Genomic DNA, 12,705 nt, shown 5'->3' with positions numbered 1-12,705 from the left:
AGGGATAAGTCATGCTTAAAACAACATTCAAAATATCGCTGCTCTGCTCTGCGTTATGGTTAGTCGGTTGTGGTGATGAAACGAGCAGTTCGGGAGCAAGCACAACACCCACTTACGAATCCTACATTCAAGACGCGTTAACACGCGACACCAGCATAAAATTCACGCTCAGTGGCGCAAACGCAAACGTACCACTACCCTCTTTTGCACTCATGAATGCCAAAGACGGCACGTTAGAAATTCCAACCAAGGGTGATGACGCCTTAACCAATCCAGTCGCCGCTATGGGTACCATGGATGGTTGGTCAACATCAATGCCACTGTTTTTAGACTTTGAAGGCGTAGGATTGGCTGACGGTCTTATCTCTAACGGTATTTATTTAATTGAACTGACCGACAGTATGATTGGCAGCCCAACGGTTAAAAATGTGCTGACATTGAACACCAACTTTACTGCCATCGCCAGTGCCAGCAGCGATAAAATTGCAATCGTACCAAACAAAGCGCTCAACCCTGCCAGTGAATATATTTTAGCCGTGACAGATGAGATTACCGATGTGAATGGCAATATTGCAGGCACATCCAGCAGCTACGCCGCGTTGAAGTCCAAAGTGAAAATCTATACCGATGATAAACTAGGGGCACTACAAAAAGTGACCCAAGGCGTGGAAAGCATTTTCGCTTTGGCAGGGGTGGATCAAACCAAGATTATTTATTCAACTTGGTTTAGTACTCAATCTGTTGGTCAAACACTTTACAGTGTGAAAGGCGCCACCGCCGCAGGCCTTGCAACGACAGATATTGGCAACATTTGGAAGCAAGGTGCGAACCCAAACAACCTTAATTTGAGCGCCGCTTACACCATGAGCTTTGGTGCTACAACCGATTTTGTAACCGCACTTAATAACGATGCAAATTTTCAAACTTACATTGGCGCAGCAAAAACAACCGCTAAAGCGTTTATTGAAAATGAATACACAACCAGCAGTTATAACGTTAATGTCACGACTGGAACGGTTAAGCTCCCTTATTATTTAGAGAAAGGAAGCAACTGGAACTCACAGCCGTTTGAATCAGCAATGCCAAGTTTGGCCTTGATTAAAAATGCTTTGGCAGATGACAATGAAAAAGCCACCATCGCCAATCAGCTCATTGCTAACAATATCGACGTGACTCAACTAGCAACCAGCCCAAGTGAACAGCTTAAGCTGGTGGGTTTGACCCTCACAAAGTCTGATGGCAGCCCACTCGATCCTCAGCGCATCATTACACGCTATAGCCCTGTACCTAAGGTGAAATCGTTAGAAGACGTTGATTTCTTACTGTTTACTCCTAACGCGGGAACAAACTGGCCGATCGTGATTTACCAACACGGTATAACTTCTGTTAAAGAAGATGCGTACTTCACAGCAGCACATTTAGCCAATGCTGGTATCGCCGTGATTGCCATTGATCAACCACTGCATGGTGCTCGCAGTTTAGATGCACAGCGCTCAGCTAATGCCGATATTCTAGCGTACCTCAATTTGAACAACTTGGCCGTCGCTCGTGACAACACGCGTCAGAGTATCTTAGATATCATGGGGCTGCGTGCGGCCATTACTTACTCACAAAGTGCAGGGTTGTTTGTTGGTTCCCAATTAGCAAACGCAGACAATACCGCGACGACACCACCAAAATTCCTTGGCCACTCATTGGGAGGAATCGTCGGCTTAAGCGCTGTCGCGAATGCGAACCGCACTATCGGTGATGCTAATGGTGATGCGCTGTATAAATTCTCTGGAATGGCCATTGCAAACTCAGGTGGTCAAATCGGTAACTTGTTAATGGGTTCAGCAAACTATGGCCCACTCATTAAACATAATCTCGCCTTAAGTGCGAGCCCCAAATACAAAGCATTCGCCGAGCAATACTGTCCAGGGTTAACAGAGAAAGTTTGCTACACCACGTTTGAAAACACAGCCTCTGCCTCAGACAAAGCGGCACTGCAAAGTCAGTTGGATCAATTTACCTACGCGACTCAAACCTTGCTCGATACTATGGATCCATACACAAACGCAAGTTACCTAATCAGTGGTGGAACCGCGACAATCCCTACTTATTTATTGCAAGTGGCGGGAGACGAGAGTGTGCCTAACAATGTCACAAATACACGTGCAGGCACCGAACCCCTAGCAATACTATTGGGATTAGCCAACGCAGTACCCTCTGATGTAATCACTAATACGTCTAAAGTCTTCGTAAAAATGGACAGTGGTACACACACAACCTTTCTCGCACCACAAGATACGGCCGATGGTGTGCTTCGCGCTGGAGCGCTATCACAACTGGCTATTTTCTTGAACTAACCGAGTAAACAGCCTGTTTACTTATTCAAACAGCTTCCTTATTTGGAAGCTGTTTGAATTCTCCATCTGCCCTATCTCAACAACTATGGATCAAATCTTAGGTGCTGCTGAAGTGAAACAAAACACCGATCATTCATGTCAACATGACATGAATGATCGTTTCCCTGACAGCGTAAGTGGCGTCATTTCATAACACTTATTCTTCAGCCACCAGCAAAACACCAAATTCAAAATTCGGTGCGTTGTGGTAAATTTCGCCATTGACGGAATCAAAATACCACACCTGACCACTCGCTAAATGGGGTGATTGGCTCCATAAATACGACAAGATATTGCCTGTCTCATACTTAAAGCCTTGGGCAAATGCTCTGCTATTCATCGCTGGGCCAAAACACGCCATTTCAGTCAATGACACTAACTCTTTAATATTCGGCAATCGCCATTCGGCTTGGCTGGCAAATTGGTGCAATGCATGTCGGCTTTGAGGATGGTTGATAGCCGCCACTTCTTGCAAAGCACTTTGCCAACGAAACCCGATCGCTTCGCCATCACACTGCTCCGTAGCGGCGTTCCATGTTTTACCAACTTGGCAACGCATCCACGTTAAGCCAGTGAGCTTATCTTTGATCGTCCCCTGCTCGCTGTAGACATAGCGCGTGTTGGGTGCGCTTTTCGTCATATCAGGAGAACACTCTTGGGCGACGCCGACAGCAGAAAAGATCAAGCAAGAAGCCGCGATTAAATGAGATTTCATTGGTTGTTCTCCTTGGTTGCAACAACTCGAATCGGAAGGACATAAGACGGGTCATTGTCCGCCGCCGTGCTGCTGGAGTAGAGTTCAATCGGGCTACGTTCCCCTTTGGTTGCGCCAGACAGCGCCGTGTAAAGATATTGCATCGAACCATCGCTTTGAAATTGAGAGGTATTGAGATAAGCAATGCCAGAAGTCCACGTATGCCCATCAAAAAATTCGGTGTTCTGCGGCTGATGTGGGAAATAGTGCTGGTTGAAACCAACCGCATCGTCACCCACTTCGCCTAAATCGAGCATCATGTATTGCTCGCTGTTGGTCGGTAAACGCCACGTTTGTAACCCACACAATTTATCTTGATTGATACGATTGATGTAATCTTGCGTAGTGCAAATAGCATCACCTGCCGCCTGACAGGAAGCAGCCGTCACATCTTTTGCAAAAGGGATAAACTTGTCGGCAATTTCTAATGCAAACAACCGTTCTTTATAGTTCAAAGACGCCGCATCTTCTGACTTCACTTCCCAAATAAGTCCACTGTAAACATCTTTAACGCATGACCAATCGCTCGCTTCTGCCTCAAGTTCATTGCCAGCCGCATCTAATTTGATGAACGCAAAGCTCTTACCCGTCACGTCATTTTTGGCGGTAATATCTAGGCCATATTCAGCATCTTGACCGGGATAATCAGCATCAGCCTGCGCTTGTGCGCCTTGATCGGAATAGAACTGAATAATGCCCGTGTCTTGCAGAGGTCGCTCTTCCGATACTTGCGCCATCAATGTATTAGCATATTCGGTCATCTTTTCGCCAGAAACGATCTCAGAGGCAATCAGTGGTGTATTTTTTGCCATGGTTTGCCCAAGCGTTGCCAGCAAATCAATTCGTTCACTTGCTTTCGCTTTTTGGAGCAACACGACAGCATTGGCATCCAATATTGACAATGCTGTGTGGTTAAAGTTTTGTGAAATATCACCATTCACTTCAACGCCTAATTGCAAAAGCTGCTCGGCAAGCAAGCGATTCGCTTCTTTCTCCGTATTTCCATCCAGCATAATGCCGGCAAAAATAGAACTCACACCGTTGAGGATGTTGCCACTGCTTTTGCCCAGCGCCGGCGCAATCAGGATCGATGATTGGCTGGTTTGGCGACTTCTCGTCATGACACTAATGCCAGTAGAAACGTCAGCCACAATAGGAAAACGGTAGATTTGAGTGCTGTCACTCGTGAGGGTGTAGCGCCCTTGGCTATCGGCTTGCGTGCTGATTTCGCCCACATCACAGGCAAAGTTTTGGTTAGAATCAATGCAGACAGTGGCATCAAGTGCGACGTTTTGCGCTTGAATTTGCCCGCTAATTTTATGGCTGGGTAAAGATGTATTGGCTACATCTCCACTTCCACCGCCACCACAACCAGCCAGTAAAAGTGCCAGCGAAAGTGTTGAAAGTCTTAAGTGCATAGTTATGTGTTCTTCAGTTTAAGTGAAAAAATAGCCAACAAATTACGTCGTCTTATAGCGAATGCTGCGAGAGGAAGTAATAAGAGCAGTGAAGTCGAACCGCCACCTGTTTCAGGTGAAAGTGCGTTGGTCACAGGTTGAGGGCATTGATAGCCCGCTAGGCGACCTACCCCCCATTCGATCAAGGTGCCAGAATTTCCCGGGTTGTAGTCAACCACTTCCAAACGCCAGTAGCCGCTTAGGGCTTCGCCTTGTAAAGAGCCCAATATGGCATCATGTGCCAACACCCAATAGTCATCAAAACCATTGATGGCCGATGGTGCTTGGTTGAGTAATTCGACGCGTGTCCCTGCGGGTGAAATTAAGGTAACGCGCAGCTCTTGTAGTTCTGGGTGGGATAACTGCAGGCGAACCACAAAATCTTCATCAATCAATACATTGCCAACATCGAGCGTCAATCCATAGCTCTTAAATCCGGACGTAACCGTGTCTGTACTGTCAATACTGGCGTCTTTCAATACTGAATGTATCGCTACTGGCGGCGTTGCAAGCTGTGGCTTACCCACGATAAACGATAAAGTTTGCTTGTCAGATTGCATCGCAAGGTACGGTTGATATTGATAACTCGATTCAAATAGTAGAGTCTGTTTGACTCCGCAGGTGTAGGTGGTTGGCAGCGCGATGCTCCATTGCTGCTGCTGGAATTTTTCGCTAGCGAAAGTAACGGTTTCACCTTGCAAAGTGGCTACCGTTTGTAAACTTGCTTGGCGATTCGTGGCCTGAATGTGCACGTTCAGCGGATCCGTTGGCATCACAAATCGACGTTCCAACAGGAATTTGAAGGGTTCTTGGACTAAGTTATGTTGCTTAAATTGCTGTAATAGCATCGCATCATAAGCGCGATGCGGGTACAGCTGTTTGGCGGTATACAGCATGCTTTCACTCAAATCATGCATTTTTAGACCACGACCTAAGCCGTACATTGATTCAAGAACAATACGGTCAAATTCAGCAAACGCTTCTTGACCGTACTCATTCACGGCCTGTTTCAGCGCTTGAAATAAAGGGGTAGACCACAATTCGTCACCCAACTCACCTGCAACACTTTCATGCGCTCGATACTCTGCGGATGCAAAATATTTTGCCCGCTGATTCCACAAACTGCGTGTCGAAATACGAGAACCAAAATAGCCATCCCAATTAAACACGGTGTCAATTTCGAACGCTTTTCCTTGTGTATACTGGCGGCGAAAACTGTGCGAACCCGCCCAATAGTCACCAAAGCCTTCACCAATCGCGCCCGAATGTCCATAAGCCCAATCGGGAACGATTTGATAATGAATTCCATGCCCAAGCTCATGGGTAACCACGTCGGCATCTAATGCATCGGGCGAGCCCCCAACACCAAACAACACCGCTTTCGGGCCAACATAATAAGAAGAGTTGTTGCTAGATAAACCTCTCGCATCAAACCTCACGGGCTCACTAAACAGGGAAAAACCGAGCTGTTTGGTATAATCAATCGATTGATCAAGATGGTAAAAAGCCATCAGCTGTACAAAGCGATCATCAAGCATCTCCATGGAGAGAATTTCAGCATCTGAGTTCCATTGCGCCACGTCTTCAGCGCTAAGTAAGCCAACACCGCTATCAACCCACTGCTTGGCATCATCTTGTTGCTGTATGGCGGTAGCATCAACTTGTCGTACTCGTTCATTGGCTAAGTAATATTTACCTGCACTTTGCAACATCTCGACATTCGCACTTTGGTAGTGCGGCTGGTTTGGGTAATCAGCAAGGTCATTCCACGCCGAATCTGGCGCAGGCAGTTGATCCATGGTTCTTAAATCGGGATCAAAAAGTTGCACATTGATGCTCTGCACATCTCCCGATGAGAGCGCAGGCGGTTCATTCGCCACCAATCGGCGGGGCGATTCGAGCTCTGCCGCTACCAATGCAACGCCATCTCGCTCGACTGTGTTGTGCAAACTTTTGAACACGCGCGTCACTACGTCGGACTGATCGGTCGAGAGCACTAACGCTTTTTGCGGTTGGTATTGGCCGTTCTGCCATACATCAAAGTTGTAATGATTTCCCAGTAAACTCTCGGTTTGATAACGAAACTTCAGTGTCCCAACATCAGGATAAAGCGAGCTCAAATACAGCTCAGCCGACTCTTTCGTTGCAATGGTCGTTTTCGCCAGTGGATAGTCCCACTCCCCCGCAAAGGCGGAATGGCTCAAGCATAGCAAGGTGCTCAGAACGATAATTTTTTTCATCTCTAGCTCCTAAAACACGTATTTAGCCGTAGCGGTAAAGTAACGCCCGGGCTCAGTGGAATAGAGAGTTTGACTTTGACTTACACCCGCGACGTCTTGATAACGAACGTATTCACGGTCGAATAGGTTCATGATGTTGAGACTCACATCAAGGTCACGCATCACTTGATAACTCACGCCAAGATCGACCGTAGACCATGCCGACGTTTGCGCGCATTGCGCTTTACGGCCTATATCATCAGAGCATGCTGGTGCTCGGTCCATCGAACTCGCCCAGTTCCAACGTGCGTAGGCATCCCAATCTTGCTGCTGGTAATTTAGTTGTCCATTTCCTTCCCACGGCGTGATGGTACGAACGTATTCATCTTGATCATCTTTGCCATCCACATAACCCGCTTTGAACGTGGTTGACCAATGTTGATTCAGTTGATGGGCGAAGGTGAACTCCACACCATACGTTTCGACGCCATTAATATTTTGGTACTGCTTGATCCAAGCGCCTCTATCGCTATCAAATCCCACGTCTTTAGTGTCCATGAAATTGTCAAAGAGAGAGTAAAAAACCGCGACATAAGCTTGAGATTGGCCATTATCGTATTTTGAACCCAACTCAAAACTATCACTGGTTTCAGCCTGTAAATTCATGTTCGGCGCGATAAAAAACGGCGTCAGTGGAACAAAGCTGTGGTCTGCCGCACCGTAGGCTTTGTCATAGGTCGGAGCGCGGTAGCCGTGGTTGTAACTGAGGTAACTGTTGAATGATGGCGTCCACTGGTAAGCTACGGATGCGCTCGGTGACCATTCACTGGTTTGAATTTCACTAACAGCAAAACCAGCAATAGGTTGCTCTGACTGAGGAGTAAGGTTATTCAAATCAAAACGTAAACCAGTGCTAAATGTCCACTGGTTGAGGCTGAATCTATCTTGCAAATAGACGCCAAAACCATAGGCCTTCGCCGGTGCAAACGGAATAATATTTTCGTAGGTTTCCCCATTGGAATCCTTGGTATCCACGTGACGAGGGCGTTCATAACGATTGGTATTAAGCACTGCACCGTAAATAAATTGGTGCTCGATGTTGTGGACTCGTGCTGCTTTTTCTAAATCAACCGATAGCCCTATCAACTGATCAGAAAAACTTTCATCGCGTCGCTCACGACGAAATTCAAGGGTGTCGAAAAAGGCATGTTCTTTGGTCAATAAGCGATTGGTTTGAGTATCACTTTGACTATCACGCCAGTAAAGCTTGGCGTCCACATGGTCTGCCCAGAAAGAAAGGGTATCTAATTGCACCCCCAATGATGCCGATAAGGTTTGGTGCTGTTCCTGTTCAAAAAATTCTTTGCTTTCCCATTTGTCATCGCGCTGAATGGAAGCAATGCCTTCTTTGCGGATGTTTTCATCTTTATAGGCGTTAAATTTTGCACTGAGTAACAGCGAATCATTGACCATGTGATCGTGGGCTAACGATGCACTGAATCCTTCAATATCTCGGTTATAGAGATCTTGGTTAAAGTTGCGAGTCTCTTCGCCTTGCCAATATGAAATGGTCACCAAGCTTTCACCATTTCCATTGCGCACCGCTAGCGTGCTACTGCTCTTATATTGATTGCTGATCCCTGTGTAGGAGCCAGAGGCATCAATATAGAAATCACGTCCTTGCAAATAATCCGCCGGTGATTTTGTGGTGACAACCACAACGCCGCCGATCGCGCCCGAACCATGAATGGTAGACCCTGCCCCTTTCACAACCTCAATGCTTTTTATGTTGTCTAAGGCGAAAGTATTGCGGCCTACCTTATCGTTAATGTCATTGGCACCATAGCCGTCCGATGCGGCGACGCCATCTTGAATGATCGCAATGCGGTTGCCCGTCATCCCTCGAATCGTGATGTTTTGTGGCCGACCAGCGCCACCCGTAACACTGATTCCGGGTTCATGACTCAATACATCATACAGTTCTGTCGCGCCTTGTTTTTCAATGGTTTCACCGTCAATCGCTGATATTGAGCCGGCGACTTTTGACAGCGGCTGTTCTACTTTATTGGCACTCACCACCACTTCTTCAAGCTTGGTTAGGCTGAATTCGGCATGCACTGACCCTACCGCAAGCACGCTAAGCACCGCTGCGGTGATTGGAGAAAGCTTCATTTACTGCTCCGCTTTTTTGTTTTTATCTATGGTAAGAAGAAAGGCGTATTCCACGGCCTGTTGCTGTAGTGCCTTACGTGAATCGCTACTGTGCCCGCTATTGAAGTCCGTCCATAACAAGTAAGGCCCGCTACCCGTGCTCATCAGCGACATTTTTTCTATGTATTTCGCGCCTTCCCAATAAGGGACACGGTTATCAAACCACCCGACACGGACGAGGGTTGGCGGATAAGGTTTGGCTTGAATATTGAGTAGTGGGTCATAAGCTTCAATTGCTGAGCGTTGCAATGGCTGGCTAGGATCTCCCCACTCTTCTCGCTGCTGAACCGAGAGTGAAGAGGAGTCTTCTGTGGACATGCTTCTAAGCACATCCACAAAAGGCACTTGCAGCACCACTCCAGCAAAAAGTGCTGGGTTTTGATTAACCGCGGCCGCAACTAAGGTTCCACCAGCGCTGCCGCCAATCGCATAAATAGCGCGTTGGCCGTTATTAAAATGCTGCAATGAAGAGGCGACGTTCAGGAAATCTGAGATGCCTATTTTTTTCAGAATGCCAGACCCAGCGCGGTGCCATGATTCACCGTGATAACCACCACCGCGCACATGAGCAATCGCATAAATTACGCCTTGATCCAATAAACTGATCACTTGTGGCATAAAGTACGGACGCATAGTGACGCCATACGCGCCGTAGCCATAAAGAAAGACGCTGGACTGTGCGCTCAAGGTGTCTTTTCGGTACGCCAAAGTGACAGGAATAGCCACGCCATCAACATCCACCACAATCTGTTGTGACTCATACTGTTCCGGTAAATAAGCAGGATAGTGGTCTTGACCCAGTCGCTTCCATTGTAAGCTTGCCACATCAAACTCACGCCAAACTCCTGCAGAAACCATCGACATTGAACGCACGCGCAGTTTATTGCTTTGCCAATCACCGTTACGAGAGACCCAAGCGACCTCACTTTCTGTTGCCAAAGGCTGTGATGCTCTCAACTTTCCATGCTGATCCATAATGGCCAGTTGAGAATGCTGTGCTTGGTTGGTTTTAACCACAACGCCAGCTTGATATAAATAAAAATTATCCAGCGTGGAATGATCATCTGGCGCATAAAAAAGCTGCCAAGGGTTTTCATTCATGCTCAGTAATCGACGGTAGAGTGCAAACTTGCCGTTGAGGTTACTATTGATGTAGAGCCAACCATTAGCAACGTCTGCGTAGTATTCAATACCCGGCTGTGCGGCACGAAGCGGAAGGCTTAAGTGAGAGCTGTTGGTCTCTAAAATACGTTGTTCACTGCTGTTTTCGTTGTTGACTTGCACGAGGGCAAAATGCGGATCCGCTGCCACATAGAGAGACACGATCCACTGCGGATCAGCCCACTCCCATAGGTTTTTTGTCTGCTTGCTCAGCACATCATAGCGCTGTAATAAGCGAGAAGAACGGCTTTCTTCTGCCGCCAAAAAATAGAGGTATTGGCCATTTTCAGACCAAATAGCTTGAGTCGTTGCAGATTGGCTAAGCACGATTTCCTGCTTCGATACACGATCCACCAGCGTCAGCGTGTAGTGCTCTTCCCCAGTCAAATCTTCGCTTAATGCAATAAAGCGGTCCCCTTTTGCCACTGCCCAATTGGCTAACTGGTAATAATCTGATTGCTGCTGTCTTACACTGATATTGACCAATCGCTCAATTGGGCTGTCTTCTGCGGTCTTTTTAACAACAAAACGTTCACCCTTAATCACTTGATCATGATAGTAATTTTGGTACTGGATGAGCCAAGGTGTCGGTGCTTTTACGCTCTTACTCTCTGACCATGTTTTGACTAGTGCATTAGAAAGTGGTGTGGCTTGATTGAGCCACTGTTGTGTTTTTTTATTGTGATCTTCAAGGTGTGCTCGAACCTTAGGCTGTCTACGCGAGCCATCTTCCAGCCACTGCAGTGACTCACCATAAGATGAATGAAAACAAGACAAACCAACAACAAAAGCAATGATATTGAGTAATTTCATTATGATCAGTGAAAACATAGCCAATTATTATAATGAGGCGCAGCTTGCCACTAAACGATAATGAGATCAATTATCATTTTTATATAAAATAAAGAAATTATGGGATTTATAAGGGTTAACGTTTGCGTGTATATAAAAACACCGCCTATTTGGCGGTGTTTTTATAATTAGGGTGAGGTTGTCTCAGCAAATACTGGCATTGAGTCCGTCAGCAGATTCGATTGACCGAAAGGTCACGCTGACAAGACGCTCGCTGTTACTCATCGTCCACTTTAGGTGCAACTCTCTTTTTCGGCACAAATACCGCATCACCCACTGCCACATTCTGATAAAAGGTTTTATCGCGTTTAACGGGCTTCTTATTGGCGGTGTTCGCCTTAGGCTTAGTACTTTTAGTCTTAGCGGCTGCGTTTTTCTTAAAGGCCGGAACGCGTGGTTTTAGTCCGGTAAATTTACCTTTCAGATCATCAAATTGAGAGAACTCGATATCTTGCTGCAAAAAGGCTTCCACGCGCTTGAAGCTGTCCCAATCTTTTGGGCCAACCAGCGAGATTGCATCACCTTTATTACCCGCACGGCCTGTACGACCAACACGGTGCACATACTCTTCCGTATGTTTGGGCATATCAAAGTTAATCACGTGCGTCACGTTTGCAATATCAAGGCCACGTGAAGCCACATCCGTCGTGACCAAAATTTTAAATACGGCGCGCTCAAACTGGCTCATGATGGTGTTGCGCTGGTTTTGATTTAAGTTACCACTCAACGCAACAGCTTTCAGTTTCTGCTCGTTGAGTTTAAGCGTTAAACGCTCAGTATCAGAACGGGTTGCGGTAAAAATGATCACTTGTCGATATTCGGCTTCTTGCAGCACGCGTTCGAGTAAGGCTTCTTTGTGATCGAGATGATCACAGAGGTAGAATTTTTGGGTGATGTCTTTATGCTCTTCGTTGACAACACCAATCGAAATGCGTTTTGGATCTTTAAGCAACTCGGTACCAAAGTCATTCACTTGGCCGTGATCAAGCGTTGCGGAAAACATCAGTGTTTGGCGACGACGGTGGTTCGCTGCATGATGAATACGACGTAGTTCCGGAGCAAAACCTAGGTCCAGCATGCGGTCAGCTTCATCAAGGATCAGCGTATCTAAACCATCAAGACGCAACGAGCGGTGCTCTAAGTGATCCGCTAAACGACCGGGAGTCGCCACAATAAAACGGGGGAAACGGCGCAGTGCTTTTACTTGGTCGTTAAAGTTTTCACCGCCCACAATCAGCGTTGCTTCGTAGCTCAACCCACTGAGCATAGTACGCAGCTCACCGTACACTTGTTTGGCCAACTCACGTGTCGGAGCAAGAATCAGAGCTCTAGGGTCTTTTGCTGATAACGCTTTAGTTTTGAGAGACTTATGCAGCATTGGCAAAACAAAGGCTAATGTTTTACCCGAACCAGTCTTAGAGGATGCCAACAAATCTTTACCTGCAATCGCCACGGGAACCGCTTGTTGTTGGATCTCTGTCGCTTGTTTGAAGTCATAGTGTTTGAGGGTCTTCAATAAGCGATTGTCTAAGCCTAAATCTTTAAACTGCAAAGGATTCTCCAAAAATTTGTAAAGTTGCCACAATAAATAGGGCAAGAGGTCAAAATGAAAACGCAATATGATAGCCCGAAAGGCGCTTAGATAGATAGAGATCACATAAAAA

At 46.6% G+C, this 12,705-nt stretch carries 7 protein-coding genes; 1 reads left to right on the top strand and 6 read right to left on the bottom strand.

Annotated features, from left to right (window positions below):
* The first annotated feature begins 11 nt into the window (after positions 1–11).
* Positions 12–2,348, top strand: coding sequence for a VolA/Pla-1 family phospholipase (locus AACV32_RS11215; protein ID WP_170895167.1), 2,337 nt, complete (start codon positions 12–14; stop codon positions 2,346–2,348).
* 196 nt (positions 2,349–2,544) lie between these two features.
* Here AACV32_RS11215 and AACV32_RS11210 read toward each other — a convergent pair whose 3' ends face one another.
* From AACV32_RS11210 to AACV32_RS11185, 6 genes are all read right to left on the bottom strand, one after another.
* On the bottom strand, positions 2,545–3,102 hold the full coding sequence (locus AACV32_RS11210) for an Lcl C-terminal domain-containing protein (protein WP_170895168.1): 558 nt from the start codon (positions 3,100–3,102) through the stop codon (positions 2,545–2,547).
* Positions 3,099–4,559, bottom strand: coding sequence for an Lcl domain-containing protein (locus tag AACV32_RS11205; RefSeq protein ID WP_170895169.1), 1,461 nt, complete (start codon positions 4,557–4,559; stop codon positions 3,099–3,101). The genes AACV32_RS11210 and AACV32_RS11205 overlap by 4 nt, the downstream gene beginning before the upstream one ends.
* 2 nt (positions 4,560–4,561) lie before the next feature.
* Positions 4,562–6,838: a proprotein convertase P-domain-containing protein gene (locus tag AACV32_RS11200; protein WP_170895170.1), complete on the bottom strand. Its 2,277-nt coding sequence runs from the start codon at positions 6,836–6,838 to the stop codon at positions 4,562–4,564.
* A 9-nt stretch (positions 6,839–6,847) separates the two neighbouring features.
* Complete coding sequence (locus tag AACV32_RS11195; RefSeq protein WP_170895171.1) at positions 6,848–8,989, bottom strand: TonB-dependent hemoglobin/transferrin/lactoferrin family receptor; 2,142 nt, start codon at positions 8,987–8,989, stop codon at positions 6,848–6,850.
* Complete coding sequence (locus AACV32_RS11190; RefSeq protein WP_170895172.1) at positions 8,990–11,002, bottom strand: prolyl oligopeptidase family serine peptidase; 2,013 nt, start codon at positions 11,000–11,002, stop codon at positions 8,990–8,992. It abuts the gene before it with no gap.
* A 256-nt stretch (positions 11,003–11,258) separates the two neighbouring features.
* Complete coding sequence (locus AACV32_RS11185) at positions 11,259–12,605, bottom strand: DEAD/DEAH box helicase (RefSeq protein ID WP_026028423.1); 1,347 nt, start codon at positions 12,603–12,605, stop codon at positions 11,259–11,261.
* Positions 12,606–12,705 lie beyond the last annotated feature (100 nt).

Origin of the sequence: Vibrio sp. B7 (assembly GCF_963888765.1) — a bacterium.
In the GTDB taxonomy this organism is placed as follows: Bacteria; Pseudomonadota; Gammaproteobacteria; order Enterobacterales; family Vibrionaceae; genus Vibrio; species Vibrio anguillarum.
Note: the sequence above shows the minus strand (reverse complement) of the source record. Positions and strands in the feature narration are given on the sequence as shown.

Bases quoted from the DNA above. Each gene is read 5' to 3' on its own strand.
- AACV32_RS11215 (WP_170895167.1), top strand. From the start codon at position 12: ATGCTTAAAACAACATTCAAAATATCGCTGCTCTGCTCTGCGTTATGG.
- AACV32_RS11210 (WP_170895168.1), bottom strand. From the start codon at position 3,102: ATGAAATCTCATTTAATCGCGGCTTCTTGCTTGATCTTTTCTGCTGTC.
- AACV32_RS11205 (WP_170895169.1), bottom strand. From the start codon at position 4,559: ATGCACTTAAGACTTTCAACACTTTCGCTGGCACTTTTACTGGCTGGT.
- AACV32_RS11200 (WP_170895170.1), bottom strand. From the start codon at position 6,838: ATGAAAAAAATTATCGTTCTGAGCACCTTGCTATGCTTGAGCCATTCC.
- AACV32_RS11195 (WP_170895171.1), bottom strand. From the start codon at position 8,989: ATGAAGCTTTCTCCAATCACCGCAGCGGTGCTTAGCGTGCTTGCGGTA.
- AACV32_RS11190 (WP_170895172.1), bottom strand. From the start codon at position 11,002: ATGAAATTACTCAATATCATTGCTTTTGTTGTTGGTTTGTCTTGTTTT.